The organism is Yersinia hibernica, from assembly GCF_004124235.1.
Taxonomy (GTDB): domain Bacteria; phylum Pseudomonadota; class Gammaproteobacteria; order Enterobacterales; family Enterobacteriaceae; genus Yersinia; species Yersinia hibernica.
This window is the reverse complement of the sequence record NZ_CP032487.1, coordinates 860,569-875,745: the sequence shown is the minus strand read 5'-3', so window position 1 is coordinate 875,745 and position 15,177 is coordinate 860,569. Positions and strand designations below refer to the sequence as shown.

The window sequence follows — 15,177 nt, the reverse complement described above, 5'->3', positions numbered from 1 at the left end:
AACCCATTGGATGGTGTCATGCAAATCTCTCTATCACAGTTTCAACTAGCCGCCTCATTATCTCCCGCGCTTGCTGCACGTTGGTATCCTCATGTCTTGTCGGCCATGAATGAATTCGGCATCGATACACCACGCCGTCAGGCGGCGTTTATTGCTCAGGTTGGGCATGAAAGTGCGGGTTTTAAAACGCTTTCCGAATCATTTAACTACAGCGTAGCAGGCTTAAAAGCGACCTTTAATACCCGTTTAACAGCGGGTCAATGCGAGATGTTAGGCCGTCAACCGGGTGAGACTGTAGTCCCCATTGAGCGGCAGAAAGCCATTGCCAACCTTGTTTACAGCAAGCGCTACGGCAATAACGCGCCCGGTGATGGCTGGAAATTCCGTGGTCGTGGCCTGAAACAAATCACCTTCCTGGATAATTATTATCGCTGTGGCCATGCGTTAGAAATTGACCTTATCACTAACCCTGACCTGCTACTGCAAGATGAGTATGCCGCCCGTTCGGCTGGCTGGTTCTGGCACGCAAATAGCTGTAATCGCTATGCTGATAGCAGTGATTTTAAAGGACTGACTCGGGTCATTAATGGTGGTACCAATGGCCTTGCTGATCGTCAGTCTCGCTTAACTGTTGCTGAGCGTGTCCTATGTCCTTAATCAAAACCCTCAAAGAACTTATCACCAACCCTGCATCGGGGCGGTTATCGACATCTGATACCACTCTGGTGGGGGCATTTATCGTGTCTTCTCTCGCATTGCTGTGGGCCACCATCTTTGGCCAATCTGGTGATATCTGGTTTGGTCTGTATCTGGCCGCATGGGTCACTCAGAGTCAGGCATCAAAACACCAGGCGCTCAAGCGCGACAAGGAGGTCTCCAGTGCCACTTCTGACGCTCCTTAAAACCTATTGGAAACCCCTGTTGGCATTGCTTGTTGCCGCCGTTGCAGGGTTTGCCCTGGCGGCATTGATTTACGGCAAACAGCTTTCTGATGAGCAGTTGTTATTTAGTAAAGCTAAAACTACCTGGCAGGAAGAAAAGACGCAGGCCGCGAATGACGCCAGTACTGCCCTGACTGCCGCGCTGGCGCGTCAGAAAGCCGCTCAGCAGCTGGGCGATAAATTGTCTGCTGAGTTGCAGGCCAAAATCGACGCTCTCCATAACGATAATCAAAGACTCAAAAGGCAAATCAATGAGGCAACTCAACAAGATGGCGCTACTTATACTGGCCTTGGGCCTAACAGCCTGTGCGTCTACCAGTCAGCCCTCGGCTACCCCGATTGTGATCAGCGAATGCAACCCGCCGCCAGCGGTGCTGTACCAACTGCCCACGAAGCCCAGCCCACCGGTAGCGGGTTACCACCAGAAGATATTCTTGCCCACTCCGCTGACTACGGGAAATGGTGCCAGCAATTAGAAACACAGTTAATACAACTCAATAAATATTATTCGGGCGGTGCTAAGTGATATTTGACCTGGCAATGGCATTCCAAATTATTTTGGGGTTGGTTTCTACTCTTTTTGGTTTATGGATTAACGAACTCAAAAAGGATATTACCGCGCTGGAAAAGTCGGTTGAAAATATTAAGACCGATTATCAACGGCGTGAAGATGCAAAAACAAGCTTTGATCTCTTGATGTCGACATTACGTGAAGTAAGAAGCGCGATTGATCGTATCGATAGCAAACTGGATAAGAAGGCAGACAAATGAAATCACGCCAGAAACGCAGAAGTCGACGTGTTCATGCCGTTGAAAGTGAAGTCAGTGCGCTGAAAAAAATCAGCACCCAATTAGACCAGCTCATTATTCCGGGGCAGGACTTGGAAATATTGGCAGACATCAATGTAAAACTGGATCGGATAGAAACCAATATTACGTCAATTCAGGTCGAAGCCACCCGCCGTGGTGCGATGGCCGGAGCCATTGCCGGAGGTTTGTCCGGGGGGATTATTGCGACGGCTATCGTGCTTATTAAAGCCCGTTTGGGGCTGTAATTATGGCGCATCCGCAGGAAACACGGGACAGGCTGCGTAGGTCGTACATTTTCGGCCAGATGTCGCTGGAAATCGCTGCCGCGCAAGCGGCGGTGTCATTTGTTACCGCCCGCCGCTGGAAAAAAGAGGCGCAGGACGCTGGTGATGACTGGGATAAATTGCGGGCGGCGCATGTTATCGCCGGTGGCGGACTGGAGGAGATTGGCCGGGCCGTCCTGACCGGACTCGTCACACAGTACCAAACGACGCTGGAGCAGCTTAACGGTGATTCACAGCTTCCCGCGAAACAGCGGGTTGAACTGTTGGCCAGCCTGGCGGATGCGTTTAATAAGGCCATTTCTGCCAGCAAGAAGATATTGCCGGAAACCAGTCAACTGGCCATTGCGCTGGATGTTCTTCAGAAACTCAGCATCTTTATTTCTGAGAAGCACCCTCAGCATTTAGCGGCGTTCGTTGAAATCTTAGAACCCTTTGGTGATGAAGTGGAGAAGCACTATGGATAAGTATGACTATCGGGCGTTATTAACTAGCGCCCATAAGAACGCATTCAGTGTGGCTTCCCTGATAAATGCTCAAAAGGTGAATCAATGTCTAGCGCTGATTCGTCAGTCAATTTATACGGGATATGGCGAAACGGCACATCAAGGTCGTGACCGTCTTATCAACGAAATCAATAAGGCGCTGGAATAGCCCTATGGCGAAGAAATTCACCGCACGTGACTTTGTCAGCGAACTGGCAGACCTTGCCGCCAGCCTGCGCAGAACCATTGAAGCCGAGGATGTGGGTTTTGACCCCTCGGCGGCGGCTATTGCTCAGCGTCACCAGCAGGTAAGAGACCCGGTGACGGGGTATGAGTTCTTTATCGAGAACTATTTCCCGCATTATGTGCGTCATAAAGATAAGAGCGAACTGCATAAATATCTGTTCAGTCGTCTGCCGGAGATAGTCGCCAGTCCCAAAGGCGAGAACGATGCCATTGCCGCCCCGCGTGGTGAAGCAAAATCTACCCTTGTCAGTCAGCTCTTTGTACTGTGGACAATCATTTGTGGCATCAAGCATTACCCGGTCATCGTAATGGACTCCATCGACCAGGCGTATCCGATGCTGGAAGCCATCAAGGCGGAACTGGTCTATAACCCGCGTCTGTTGATGGATTTCCCTGATATCTGTGGTGCGGGCCGTGTGTGGCAGATGGGGACTATCCTGACCCGTAACGATATCAAGGTGCAGGTGGCAGGCTCAGGTAAGAAGCTGCGCGGTTTACGCCATGGGCCATATCGGCCTGACCTGGTCGTGCTGGATGATATTGAGAATGACGAGCAAGTCCGCAGCCCGGAGCAGCGCGAGAAGCTGGAAAACTGGCTGAAGAAGACCGTGTTACCACTGGGAACGGCGGGTGGTAAGCTCGATGTGATCTACATCGGGACTATTCTGCACTATGATTCTGTGCTGTCCCGTACCCTTAAAAATCCGCTGTGGCGTGTCGCCCGCTTTAAAGCCCTGATACGTTGGCCAGACAACATGTCACTGTGGGATAAATGGGAAGAAATCCTGCGTAACAACGGGTCAGATGGCGAGATGCTGGCCAATGCCTACTATCGGCAGCACCGTGCCGAGATGGACGAAGGGGCCATGGTGTCCTGGTCTGCGCGTCCTATCCTCGCGTTGATGCTTATCCGTGCGCGTGATGGCCATGCCACCTTTGATGCTGAATACCAGAATGATCCGGTCAGTGGTGAAGATGCGATTTTTGCCGGTGAAGGTGTGTTTCACTTTTGGGTTAACCGGCTGGCCGAGTGGGTTTTCTACGGGGCTTGTGACCCTAGCCTGGGTAAACAGGGTGCCAGCCGCGACCCTTCCGCCTTATTGGTCGGCGGCTTTAACCGCTACACGGGCATTCTGGATGTGGTTGAGGCAGCTATCCGTAAGCGGGTTCCCGATAAGATAATCTCGGACATTATCGAGTTGCAGCAGACTTATCGTTGCCTGGTGTGGAGCATTGAAACCGTGCAGTTTCAGGAGTTCCTGCGTACCGAGCTCATCAAGCGCTCCGCTATTGCCGGTGTGCCAGTGCCCGCCCGCGCCGTGATACCTCACACCGATAAGCTGTTACGCATCGAATCATTGCAGCCGCACATGGTGAACGGCTTGATCCGTCTGCATTCCAGTCAGACCACGCTGATTGAACAATTACGTCATTTCCCCAAAGCCGATCATGATGATGGCCCGGACGCCCTGCACATGTTGTGGGCGCTGGCTGTTTCCGGTGCGGGCCACTTTGAATTTACGCCGGTGCCGCGTAGCCGAGATAATGATCGCGGTAGTCGGTTCGGCTCGGGAGGTTGGTAGTATGGGACAAATCGTTGACCAGTATGGTCGTCCGCTTAAACGTGAAGTCCTGAAAGAATCCCAGACTTCACGCGTTGCACAGCTTAACCGCCAGTGGCCAATGCATCCGTCCAAGGGGCTGAGCATTCGCAAGTTACCCCATATTCTTGAAGCCGCAGAACGGGGTGACCTGTCCGCACAGGCGGATTTGTTTGAGGATATGCTGGAGCGTGATGGGCATATTTTCTCGGAGATGGCCAAACGTAAGAATGCCTTGTTGACGCTGGACTGGAGCATCGAGCCTCCAGAGAACGCCACTGCGGCTGAAAAAGAGCTGGCTATGGTGGTCTCTTCCTGGTTGAAATCCATCCCAGATATGGAAGATGTCATTCTCAATGCCGCTGATGCTATCGGTCATGGCTTTGCCGCGCAGGAGATTGAGACCTGGGAACTGGAAGGCAATACCTGGTTACCCACCAAGATGGTGTTACGCCCCCATCGCTGGTTCAGTACTACGCCGGAGACCAACGACGAAATACGCCTTAATGATGGCACCTTTAATGGTGCTGAGCTCTGGCCGTTCGGCTGGCTGGTGCATACGCATAACGCTAAACCCGGCTTTATTGCACAGTCAGGTTTATACCGGGTGCTGGTCTGGCCGTATCTGTTTAAGAACTATGCTTTGCGGGATATGGCGGAATTCTTAGAAATTTATGGTCTGCCCTTGCGTGTCGGTAAATACATGCCGGGGGCCACCGATAAAGAAAAAGACTCCTTGCTTCATGCCCTGGTGACACTGGGCCATGATGCGGCGGGGGTTATTCCTGATGGCAGTTCGATTGAGTTTCACTCAGCCGCCGTAGGTCAGTCTGACCCGTTCCAGGCCATGATTGACTGGGCGGAGCGCACCGAGTCCAAAGTGATTTTAGGGGCAACGCTCACCAGTCAGGCCGATGGCAAATCGTCGACCAATGCCCTGGGCAATGTCCATAACGATGTGCGTCATGACATTCTGGTCTCTGATGCCCGCCAACTGGAGGGGTTCTTCCGGGGCTTTATTCGGATGCTGCTGGCGCTCAATGGCAAAGACGTCAGCGCCCGTCGTCAGCCCAAACTGGTCTTTGATACCCGCGATATTGAGGATATTAAAGTCTTCTCTGAAGGGGTATCTAATCTGGTGATTGCCGGGATGAAGAGCATCCCAACATCCTGGGTACATAAAAAACTCGGTATCCCTGTACCACAGCAAGGCGAAGAGGTACTGACCGCACCAGAACCCGCCCCGATGTCAGCCAATTTATCTCTGGCATCTACCCCCCTACAGTATAAATATTTTACGGCATTAACCGCGAACCCGGAGACGGATGATCCGGCGCAGGTGGTTCTGGATGAGGCGCAAACAGTGCCTGATGCCATCAATCAGGCCATGGGCAAACTTATTGCGCCATTGGTTGCTGCGCTGAATCAGGGCCAGTCGCCTGACGAGGCCATCAATATTATCGCGGCCAGTTATCCGGCGCTGGATGATAATCAGCTCCAGCAGCTGCTGACCCAGGCCATATTTGTGGCTGATATCTGGGGGCATATCAATGCCGAAAGCTGATGTCAATCTGGCCCAGGCGATGACGCTCAAGCCAGAGGAGGCTATTCGCTACTTTGAATCGAAGGGCTATACCATCGGCTTCAACTGGCATGATGTGGAAGCCCGCGCCCATGCCACGGCATTCACCGTGGCAGGGATATTGAAGCAGGATGTGCTGGAAGATGTCCGCCAGAGCCTGAGTGACAGCCTGCGTAACGGCACCACCTTTGAGCAGTTTAAAAAGCAGCTTATCCCGGCACTGGAACAAAAAGGCTGGATGGGGAAAGGACTGGTGGCCGACGCGGATGGCGTTCTGGAGGGGAAACAGCTCACGCCCCGGCGTCTGAAAACCATCTTCCAGACCAATATGCAGTCAGCCTATAACGCGGGCCGCTATGAAGAGCAACTCGCCAACGCCGAGTTCCGCCCCTATTGGGAGCGGGTCGCGGTGATGGACAGGCTAACCCGTCCTAAACATGCCGCCCTGAATGGGTTTACCGCCCGTTATGACGACCCGGTCTGGCAGTTTATGTATCCACCGGATGGCTACCGTTGTCGCTGCCGGGTTCGGGCGCGTTCGGAGGCCGATATCAGCCGTTACAGCCTGACGGTGCAATCCAGCCAGGACAGAATTGAGACGGTGCAACAGGCGTGGGGGCCAAATGATACGCGCACGGTTCAGGCTTTTCGTATCAATGGTGAACTGTATACCCCGGATGCAGGCTTTGGCCATAATCCGGGCCAGGGCAACTTGTCCGCGTTGGGGCAGCGGCTGATGGATAAATCTACGGTGGCCTCTCCGCGCCTGGCATCCCTCGCCGTCAAAGAAACTCTGAGCGATAAAACCCTGTTAAATGCCGTTTCAACCGATGTTAAACGCTGGGTTAATCAGGTGTCACTCCAGCCCAGCCCCAAGGGTTCGTTACGTCACCTTGGGGCTATTGAACCCAAGACCCTGACGCAGCTGGAAATGCGCGGGCAGGCTCCCACCACGGTAACCTTAACCGCTTTCGATAATGCGGTACTGGATGCCCCCGGCCCGTTATGGGGACAATTGCCGAAATTGTTACAGCAACCGGATGCCACGCTGCTCGATGGCGATACGCTGGTTTATCTCGTTCGCCAGGGAAAGGAGGTCATTGGCGTCAGAGCACCGCTTAATGGCGGTCATACCGGCTTGCCGCTGAGCTTAATGAATAAAGGCGCGGCGCTCTCGGATGTTCAGCGTAAAGAGTTAGCCAGCTTGCCGGTGCTGGCAGGGAGTCTGTAATGGCGGGCAGTATCGGTATTAAATTTAATGTCACTGATTTTGAGCGTTCCCTGGGCGAACTTATCAGCAAACTGGAGCACCGTGAGCCCCTGATGCGCGAGCTCGCAGCAGCCATGGGTGATGCTGCTGAAGAGAACTTTAAAAATCAGGGGCGGCCTGCCTGGATGGGATGGAGTCCGGCTTATGCGAAGAAACGCGCCGGTGGCCAAATTCTGCAATTATCGGGCCGACTGGCGGCGAGTATCGTGCAGGAGAGCGATAATGACAGCGCCAGTGTGGGTACCAATTCGGTCTATGGCCCCATTCACCAGTTTGGTGGTGAGATAAAACGTAAGGCCCGCAAGCAGGATGTGCATTTTAAACAGTATAAAAACGGGGAAGTCGGTAACCGGTTCGTCAAAAAATCGAAGTCCAATTTTGTGCAGACCACCACGGTGGGTGCGCATACCATCAAGATGCCTGCGCGTCCTTTCCTGCACCTGGCAGAACAGGACGTGGAAGCCATGGAAACCACCGGTTTAGACTACTTTCAGCGGGTAATCAATGGTGCTTGAGTCAGTTTTTTGTTTTCTATTGGTATTATATCCCCAGAGTCAGCTCGGTAAATAACCAATGATTTAGTGAGTTGATTGTTTTCCAGCGCCGCGAGGATATAGGTATTGGAGTAAATATCTATTACACCGTAGTTTTTATCTGCAATGTGCATGATGAAATAGTCTTTTTTGTTTCTGGCTTCAGCATATGACATATCATAGATAATTTTTGATAAAATAAATGCGGAAAGTAAAACCATGACATAGTTGTTTTTGGTTAAAAAGAATTTCCGCCTTAGTGAGGTCACCTTAAAAATAAATTTATTAAAACGGCTAATTAGATTCATCAGGGTCATAAATGCTACAGCAGCAATCATTGAGTGATACCACTTACCTTCGAATCCAATAATATTTGGTGCGGGTGAGATAATACACATAAATATAAATAAACTAATAAGTATAACCTCTACCTTTTCATAACCCTCTTCATTATTATTATCAACAACAATAGTTTTATTAAGAATATACCAGTAACACAATGCTAAACTAAGGATGAGCACGGTGATATAAAAAAGACTAAGACCTGAAGTTAAATTAATTTCTATTAATTCTCTTGGGTATTGATAGTAATCTGCTTTGCCTGCGAACCATCTATAAACAAAAAAATAACCGCCGATAGGAGCCAAGGCTAACAAAAAAGTATTGTTCCAAAAGTTGTTACGCGGCTCGTTCATATCCATCCTTATAATCGGCTTTATTCGTTATTGATAGGTAATGCTATCATGGCGTGTGAGATTGTCGTACCCAGTTATGAACCTGCGAAAAGCAGATGAGCGACTGTAAAGCCCAACAGCGGCTTTTTATACCTTTATGCTACGATGATTTGTCATTATGACTATTAACGGCTTCACGGCGTTTTTAAATCGGTTTTAAAACGACTATTAGCCATTGCCATGCGAACAATTACAGTGGCAAGATACATCTGCTCAATTTCCTATCCTATCCACTGAACCCCTTCCACTGAATTCCCTTTTCGCGGCCCCGTATTCTCGGTGGCATGAAAACATTATTCGCCGCTCTGGCCATCGAAATCACAAAAGCGACCCACGGAACCATCCAGCTCTTTCCCGCTGGCGAATTCCGGGCGGTAGATGGTCGCCCTGAAGAATGTGATCACTGGGTGATGAACGCTGAGATTGCGCAGCGGCTCATTGATGCGGCTAATGCCAAGTTAACTCCCTACGTCATTGATTACGAACATCAGACACTAAAAGCCGCCAAGAATGGTCAGCCCGCCCCTGCATCCGGTTGGTTTAAAACACTGGAATGGCGAGAGGGTAAGGGGCTGTTTGCTATCGATGTCAAATGGACTGACGCCGCAGCGGCAATGATCCTAAAAGATGAATACCGCTTTATCTCCCCCGTTTTTAGCTACAACAAATCCGGTCATGTGCTGCAAATCCTTCACGCTGCACTGACTAACACACCGGCTCTGGATGATATGGATGAGGTGATGTTAGCCGCCGCATCCGTCCTGGCCATCAACTCAACCTCTGAGGGTAACGCCGGAATGGACGAACTACTCGAACAACTGCGCTGGATGCTCAATCTACCGCTCTCTACCACCCAAGAAGAAGTCATGGCTGAACTGATGAAGCTGATCCAGCGCCTTTCGAATGATGAAGGGACAGCAGCGGCCTCGGTGAACCTGCTTCAAATGCTTGACCAATATGATACGCAAATTGCCGCGCTGACTGCGCAGGTCACCACGCCAGACCCGGTTAAGTGGGTGTCTGTCGAGGTGATGCACCAGGCCGTCAGTGAAGCAGTCACTCAGGCTCAGGCCAATATGGCCGCATTGACCAGTCAACAGTGTGACGGACTCATTACCGCCGCATTGTCTGACGGGCGATTACTGCCTGCTCAGAAAGCCTGGGCGGAGTCATTGGCTCTGGCTAACCCGGACAGCCTGAAAAGCTTTCTGGATAAAGCGCCCAAAATTGCCGCGCTCACCCAAACCCAGACAGGGGGAAAGCCGCCAACCGGTTCACCGCCAGCGTCCACCCATGTGGATGAGGACGAAGTGGATACGGCGATTTGTTCCCTTCTTGGCACCGACCCGAAACAAATCGCCGAGTTTATTAAAGGAGAGAAAAAATGAGAGACCGCAACACGCCCTGGCGTGATGGTGAGTTGTCACCTGTCCCCATGGCTCAGGCGACTGAAATCTTTGGTGGCCACATCATTGGTGCCAATGCCGGTGGTTTTGCGGTGATGGCCTCGGCCGTGGCGTCTCAGGTCACGTTAGGTGTTTCCAATGGTTATGTGGATAACCGTGATGGCGCTAACGGCGATGCTGACGCTCTTGTTCGTCGGGGTAAAGCCTGGTGTTTTGCCAATTTTGCGGGCGATGCCGTGACGCAGGCGGATGTCGGCAAGGACTGTTACGTCGCGGACAGCCAGACGGTGGCCAAGAGTGATGGTGAAGGCGCTCGCCCAGTCGCGGGTAAAGTGATCGTCGTTGATTCTGACGGTGTTTGGGTACTGATTTAAGGAGTCATACTGTGCTTGTAAACTTTAAAAACGTGAAACAGATCTTCGTCAATCTGAAAGCCACCTTTCAGAATGCCTCTGATCAGACCCCAAGCGACTGGCAAAAAGTCGCCATGCTGGTGCCGTCAACCAGCGGGCAAAATGACTATAGCTGGTTGGGCCGCTTCCCCAAAATGCGCAAGTGGATTGGTGACAAGGTGGTTAGAGCCCTTGAAGCCTTTAACTACAGCATCGTCAATGATGATTTTGCCGCCACCGTGGAGGTTGACCGTAATCATATTGAGGACGATCAACTGTTGGGCTATGCCCAGCAAGCGCAAGCAGCAGGTCAGTCAGCGGCTGAATTGCCCTCTGATATCGTGTTTGAACTGCTGGCGAAAGGCTTTTTCAACCTTTGCTATGACGGTCAACCCTTCTTTGATACAGACCATCCCGTACGTGGGGCGTCCGTTTCGAACAAAGGCACCAAACGGCTGTCAGCCGATACTTTAGCTGCCGCCAAGGCCAGCTACGGCGCTGCCCGTACCGCGATGCGCGGTTTCAAAGATGAAGAAGGCGCTTCTCTCAAAATTCGCCCCACCATTTTGGTTGTCCCACCGGCGCTGGAAGATGTGGCTAATTATCTGATGACCGCGGACAGGTTCCCGGATAACACGCCAAACATCTATAAAGGGACGACGGAAGTATTGGTGGTGCCTGAACTTATCTCCGACACCGCGTGGTTTCTTCTGGACACCACACGCCCGGTCAAACCGCTTATCTATCAAGAGCGTAAAAAGCCGGTCTTCGTTGAACAGACCGACTACGACAGCGATAGCGTCTTTATGCGCAAGATGTTTCTGTTCGGTGCTGAAGCGCGTTGTGCGGGCGGGTACGGCTTCTGGCAGATGGCGTATGGCTCAACCGGGGAGGCCGCATAATGCCGATTCAAATCACTGCAAAACGGGATGGTTTCCGCCGCTGTGGCATGGCCCACAGCGATAAAACCCAGACTTATGCCGATGGCCACTTTAGTCCATCGGAACTTGCTGAGCTCACGGCTGAGCCCATGCTGGTTGTTACGCATGTGCCTGATGGTCAGTTAGAGAATACTGACCGGAACGAGGAGTTAAAGCAGGCTCTAGACCAGGTTCTGGAGATCAAGAGCAGCATGATAACGCTACAGGCCCGTAATCAAGAATTGGAGGCTGGCCTGCTACAGCTTTCGGAAGATGCTGATGTGTTGAAGTCGGCTAATGAGCACGCCAACACCACCATTGCTGACCAGTTGCTGGAAATCGACGCGCTCAAAGCGCAGGTGGCCAGCCTGACGCCTGCTCCTGATACGGCATCCAAAGAGCCAGCAGACACGAAAACCACCAAGGCCACTAAGTAAGGTAACTCGCCATGTATGCGACTCGTCAAGATATGGTGGATGCGTTCGGTGAGCGGGAGTGTATCGCCCTCACTGACCGTAAATTCACAGGTCAAATTGATGACCATGTGATGGAGGTCAAGCTGACGCAAGCCAGCGCTGAGATTGACAGCTATCTGGCGGGTCGCTACCCCATCCCCTGGCCAGATACCCCCGGCATTTTAGTGGGCCGTTGCTGCAATATTGCCCGCTATTTTTTGTGTGGGGCTGAAACTCAGAATACTGACGAAATCCGGGAACGTTATGAAGATGCCCTCCGCTACTTTGAAAAGGTCGCGGCGGGGACAATTACCCTGGGTAAGTTTCCCAACGGGGAAGTGGTCGAGTCTACGCCGCGTATTCGCTTCTCTTCTGCGGGCCGTAACTTTGGCCGTGACTCGACCAATGGGGGTGCATTTTGATTATTGCACTGACTGAAAAGGCCATTTGTGAACGGTTACGCCAGGGAATGGGTCGCATGGTTCAGGGCGTTCATTCTTACGGGGGTGAAATCGACGGTGACCCCGCTGAAGTTATCCGCCGTTTACCGGGAGCCTGGGTCACGTTCGGCGGCATTCAGAAGACCGAAAATACCAGTATTACCAAACGCAAATACAAAACTTATGGGCGTTTTGTGGTGATTGTTGGGGAGCGTAACGTGCGTAGCGAGGAATCGACTCGCCAGGGCGGCCCCGGACTGGATGAAGTTGGCACTTATAAAATGGTCGAAGCGGTACGGCGCTTGTTATCCGGTCAGGATTTGGGACTCAGGATTGCGCATTTGATGCCAGGGCGCGTTCGTACCTTGTTTAACACCAAAGTCGGTGATGCAGCATTGTCTGTTTTCGCCTGCGAGTTCGACACTTACTGGGTTGAAGAGGCGCTGGAAAATGGCTTATTCCCTGTTGTTGATGCGCCTGCTGATTCCATTGACAGTATCTTTAGCGGTTATTTGGGGAGCCAAAGCGAGCCGGATGCTGACTGGCTTACCACTCATCTTAGCTATGACATCCCGCAGACCACGCGCTCACCGGATGCTGAGGACATTATTCATCATGACCATACTGAAAGTTAAAGCCGTTGGCGGGGTTCGTGTTCCCTACCAACACAATGCCCGGAAATATATAGAGGGTGATGAAGCGGTTACCGTGCAGAACACGGCCTATTACCTGCGTCAGATTGCCGCCGGTGACCTGACGGTCATTACGGACAAGGCAGAAGCGGCAAAGCACGACGATACGCCAGTGACTGACATTGCCGTTGCGTCTGAACCGAAAACGAAAACCAAAACCAAGGTGGAGGCATCCCGTGGCCAGTCCTGATATCGCTTTTGACAATATCCCGTCCAGCATTCGCAAGCCGGGTAAATACATTGAATTTAATACCCGACTGGCGGTGCGTACCTTGCCGGGTAACCCGCAACTGGTTTTGATTATCGGCCAGATGCTGGCAACCGGCAGCGCGTTACCCCTTGTGGCCACCAATGTCTTTTCGGATACGCAGGCGGCTGAATTGTTTGGTTATGGTTCGCAGGCCCACTTGATGGCCATCGATGCCATTACCAGTAATCGCTACCTGCAATTGCAAATCATCGGTGTGTCAGATGCCGCAGCAGGTGTTGAAGCAACTGGCACATTGATCCTGACCGGCACGGCGTCAACCAGCGGTGTGGTCAGCCTGTGGGTGGGTGATATTCGTATTGATACCGCTGTTGCAGCAACCGATACCCCGGACGTGATTGCCAGCAATCTGATGGCTGCGATGACCAGCCAAACAGCATTACCGGTGAGCGCTGAAGCGGCAGCAGGCGTTATCACGCTGACCTGTCACCACAAGGGGGCTGTGGGTAACGATATCCGGTTACGGGCTCAGTCAACGGCGCGAGGCGTTACCACGGCTGTTGCAGCCATGACCGGGGGGGAAGTTGATCCCGATATCGCCCCGGCATTAGCTGCCGTTTTTGCCGCCGGTCATAACATTATTGTTTGTCCGTACTCCACGCCTGACGCGTTAACGGCGTTACGCAATCATCTGGATGAGGTCGGTGGGCCACTGGAGCAACGTGGGGCGTTAGGTGTGGCGGGCTGGCCTAAGTCGCTGTCTACCGGCACCACATTGAGTGGTGATATTAACAATGGCCGGGTGACGCTGGGCTGGCATAACGGCTCGGTAAAATTGCCAGGGCAAATTGCGGCGGCTTACGCGGCAGTGATTGCCAGCGAAGAAGACCCGGCACGGCCACTCAACACCCTGGTGATGAGCAGCCTGGACGTGACCGCACTGGCTGACCGTCCAGGACGCAATGAGCAGGAAAATGCCTTGCACAATGGCCTGACCCCTTTTGAAGTTGGCCCCGGTAACACCGTGCAGATTGTCCGCGCCATCAGCACTTACACCGAGAACCTCGCGGGAACGCCGGATGTGTCATTGCTGGATATCACCACCATCCGCACGTTGGATTATGTGCGTAAAGCCTGCCGTGAGCGCATCGACTTGCGCTTCCCTCGCGATAAGTTGAGCGCCAGAACGGGGCCGAAGGTACGCAGTGAATTGCTGGATGTGCTGCTCAAGCTCGAAGAACTGGAAATAGTCGAAGAGGTGACCGCTAACCAGTCAGGCTTGATTGTTGAGCGGGATTCTCAGGATGTGAACCGGCTCAATGCCGCCATTCCCGTCGATATCGTTAATGGTCTGCATGTCTTTGCTGGCCGTATTGACCTCTTACTGTAAGGAACTTTCACCATGGCAGCAGAAGAGTATGTAGGCTCAATCGTGTTGGAAATTGACGGCCGGGAAATTGAAGTCACCGACCTGTCAGTCGATATAACCACGGGCCGTAAGCTGGTTAAAACCATGAACAAGACCGGACGAGCCAAAGGTTTCAGCCGGGGTATTGCCGAGTACAAACTTAGCCTGTCCGCTGTGGTGCCGCTGGATGGCGACATTGACTGGGCGGGCATTGAGAATGCCAAGGTGACGCAATACCCATATTCTGGCAGTGGTGGTAAACGTATAAGTTACATCGACTGTTTCACCACCGAGACCGGCACGAAGTATACGGTGGATAATGAAGCCAAGATTGATATCACCATGAACGCGCTGCGTGAGGTAATTGAATAATGATCGAACAAGGTTTTTTAGTTTTCGGGGTCGCTGTTGGTGATGTTATTCACCGTGAATTTTCCATTCGGATGCCGGTAGTCAAAGACACCATTGCTGCCTTAACCGATACACAGGAATCACAAGGCACGACAGAAGGCCCGGCAGCACAGCTTTATTATAAAGTGGCACTTATTGCGTCAGCATTAATTAGCCTGGGTAATCTGGCAAAGGACGATATCACCACAGAGTTGTTATTGAATGAATTAACTGATGATGATTTCGATATTATCGATGCGCATATTGCCGCCATTAAAAAAAAGCGGTTGCCCGAGAAGAGCTCCTTGCCGGATACCGACTTATCACCCTCGCTCTCGGCAGATGTGGCGTCAACGAGCAACAAATAAGCGCTATGACCCACA

General features: G+C 52.1%; 22 protein-coding genes. 21 read left to right on the top strand and 1 reads right to left on the bottom strand.

All coding sequences use genetic code 11. The features are described 5' to 3' along the window. Positions 1–24: 24 nt before the first annotated feature. The 11 genes from D5F51_RS04215 to D5F51_RS04165 are packed head-to-tail and all read left to right on the top strand — an operon-like array spanning position 25 to position 7,731. Positions 25–657 carry a glycoside hydrolase family 19 protein gene (locus tag D5F51_RS04215; RefSeq protein WP_129199182.1) on the top strand — a complete coding sequence of 211 codons (633 nt, stop codon included), beginning with the start codon at positions 25–27 and terminating at the stop codon, positions 655–657. Then, the gene (locus D5F51_RS04210; RefSeq protein WP_129195700.1) at positions 648–902 is read left to right on the top strand and encodes a hypothetical protein; all 255 of its coding nucleotides are present in this window, start codon (positions 648–650) and stop codon (positions 900–902) included. The genes D5F51_RS04215 and D5F51_RS04210 overlap by 10 nt, the downstream gene beginning before the upstream one ends. Continuing rightward, positions 880–1,467, top strand: coding sequence for a hypothetical protein (locus D5F51_RS04205; RefSeq protein WP_129195699.1), 588 nt, complete (start codon positions 880–882; stop codon positions 1,465–1,467). The genes D5F51_RS04210 and D5F51_RS04205 overlap by 23 nt, the downstream gene beginning before the upstream one ends. Continuing rightward, positions 1,464–1,712 carry a hypothetical protein gene (locus tag D5F51_RS04200; RefSeq protein WP_245994882.1) on the top strand — a complete coding sequence of 83 codons (249 nt, stop codon included), beginning with the start codon at positions 1,464–1,466 and terminating at the stop codon, positions 1,710–1,712. Before D5F51_RS04205 ends, D5F51_RS04200 begins: the two co-directional genes overlap by 4 nt. After that, positions 1,709–1,996, top strand: coding sequence for a hypothetical protein (locus D5F51_RS04195; protein ID WP_129195698.1), 288 nt, complete (start codon positions 1,709–1,711; stop codon positions 1,994–1,996). Before D5F51_RS04200 ends, D5F51_RS04195 begins: the two co-directional genes overlap by 4 nt. Before the next feature lie 2 nt (positions 1,997–1,998). Continuing rightward, positions 1,999–2,499 (top strand): DUF1804 family protein, encoded by a 501-nt coding sequence (locus tag D5F51_RS04190; protein WP_129195697.1) that lies wholly within the window; start codon positions 1,999–2,001, stop codon positions 2,497–2,499. Next, the gene (locus D5F51_RS04185; RefSeq protein WP_129195696.1) at positions 2,492–2,686 is read left to right on the top strand and encodes a hypothetical protein; all 195 of its coding nucleotides are present in this window, start codon (positions 2,492–2,494) and stop codon (positions 2,684–2,686) included. Before D5F51_RS04190 ends, D5F51_RS04185 begins: the two co-directional genes overlap by 8 nt. A gap of 4 nt (positions 2,687–2,690) precedes the next feature. Then, on the top strand, positions 2,691–4,346 hold the full coding sequence (gene terL / locus D5F51_RS04180) for a phage terminase large subunit (RefSeq protein ID WP_129195695.1): 1,656 nt from the start codon (positions 2,691–2,693) through the stop codon (positions 4,344–4,346). 1 nt (position 4,347) lies between these two features. Continuing rightward, the gene (locus D5F51_RS04175) at positions 4,348–5,928 is read left to right on the top strand and encodes a DUF935 domain-containing protein (protein ID WP_129195694.1); all 1,581 of its coding nucleotides are present in this window, start codon (positions 4,348–4,350) and stop codon (positions 5,926–5,928) included. Then, positions 5,915–7,177: a phage head morphogenesis protein gene (locus D5F51_RS04170; protein ID WP_167480520.1), complete on the top strand. Its 1,263-nt coding sequence runs from the start codon at positions 5,915–5,917 to the stop codon at positions 7,175–7,177. The genes D5F51_RS04175 and D5F51_RS04170 overlap by 14 nt, the downstream gene beginning before the upstream one ends. Beyond that, the gene (locus tag D5F51_RS04165; protein WP_129195693.1) at positions 7,177–7,731 is read left to right on the top strand and encodes a phage virion morphogenesis protein; all 555 of its coding nucleotides are present in this window, start codon (positions 7,177–7,179) and stop codon (positions 7,729–7,731) included. Before D5F51_RS04170 ends, D5F51_RS04165 begins: the two co-directional genes overlap by 1 nt. On the opposite strand, the gene D5F51_RS04160 is transcribed toward D5F51_RS04165, so the two are convergent. Next, positions 7,707–8,444: a hypothetical protein gene (locus tag D5F51_RS04160; protein WP_129195692.1), complete on the bottom strand. Its 738-nt coding sequence runs from the start codon at positions 8,442–8,444 to the stop codon at positions 7,707–7,709. The genes D5F51_RS04165 and D5F51_RS04160 overlap by 25 nt on opposite strands. A gap of 323 nt (positions 8,445–8,767) precedes the next feature. On the opposite strand from D5F51_RS04160, the gene D5F51_RS04155 reads away from it, so the two are divergent. From D5F51_RS04155 to D5F51_RS04110, 10 genes are read left to right on the top strand one after another with little or no spacing between them, the layout of a single operon-like run. Further along, the gene (locus D5F51_RS04155; RefSeq protein WP_129195691.1) at positions 8,768–9,871 is read left to right on the top strand and encodes a phage protease; all 1,104 of its coding nucleotides are present in this window, start codon (positions 8,768–8,770) and stop codon (positions 9,869–9,871) included. After that, entirely contained in the window at positions 9,868–10,263 is a 396-nt protein-coding gene (locus D5F51_RS04150; protein WP_129195690.1) for a hypothetical protein, read from the top strand. Before D5F51_RS04155 ends, D5F51_RS04150 begins: the two co-directional genes overlap by 4 nt. Before the next feature lie 11 nt (positions 10,264–10,274). Next, complete coding sequence (locus tag D5F51_RS04145) at positions 10,275–11,183, top strand: Mu-like prophage major head subunit gpT family protein (protein ID WP_129195689.1); 909 nt, start codon at positions 10,275–10,277, stop codon at positions 11,181–11,183. Continuing rightward, positions 11,183–11,638 carry an HI1506-related protein gene (locus tag D5F51_RS04140; RefSeq protein WP_129195688.1) on the top strand — a complete coding sequence of 152 codons (456 nt, stop codon included), beginning with the start codon at positions 11,183–11,185 and terminating at the stop codon, positions 11,636–11,638. The genes D5F51_RS04145 and D5F51_RS04140 overlap by 1 nt, the downstream gene beginning before the upstream one ends. A gap of 11 nt (positions 11,639–11,649) precedes the next feature. Further along, on the top strand, positions 11,650–12,078 hold the full coding sequence (locus D5F51_RS04135; RefSeq protein WP_050146659.1) for a gp436 family protein: 429 nt from the start codon (positions 11,650–11,652) through the stop codon (positions 12,076–12,078). Beyond that, a complete protein-coding gene (locus D5F51_RS04130) occupies positions 12,075–12,731 on the top strand; it encodes a DUF1834 family protein (protein WP_050146657.1) in 657 nt (218 codons plus the stop codon). Before D5F51_RS04135 ends, D5F51_RS04130 begins: the two co-directional genes overlap by 4 nt. Next, positions 12,712–12,978 carry a hypothetical protein gene (locus tag D5F51_RS04125; RefSeq protein WP_129195687.1) on the top strand — a complete coding sequence of 89 codons (267 nt, stop codon included), beginning with the start codon at positions 12,712–12,714 and terminating at the stop codon, positions 12,976–12,978. Before D5F51_RS04130 ends, D5F51_RS04125 begins: the two co-directional genes overlap by 20 nt. Further along, positions 12,965–14,386 (top strand): phage tail sheath C-terminal domain-containing protein, encoded by a 1,422-nt coding sequence (locus D5F51_RS04120; protein ID WP_129195686.1) that lies wholly within the window; start codon positions 12,965–12,967, stop codon positions 14,384–14,386. Before D5F51_RS04125 ends, D5F51_RS04120 begins: the two co-directional genes overlap by 14 nt. Positions 14,387–14,398: 12 nt before the next feature. Beyond that, the gene (locus D5F51_RS04115; protein ID WP_129195685.1) at positions 14,399–14,776 is read left to right on the top strand and encodes a phage tail protein; all 378 of its coding nucleotides are present in this window, start codon (positions 14,399–14,401) and stop codon (positions 14,774–14,776) included. Beyond that, positions 14,776–15,162 carry a hypothetical protein gene (locus D5F51_RS04110; RefSeq protein ID WP_129195684.1) on the top strand — a complete coding sequence of 129 codons (387 nt, stop codon included), beginning with the start codon at positions 14,776–14,778 and terminating at the stop codon, positions 15,160–15,162. Before D5F51_RS04115 ends, D5F51_RS04110 begins: the two co-directional genes overlap by 1 nt. Positions 15,163–15,177: the final 15 nt, after the last annotated feature.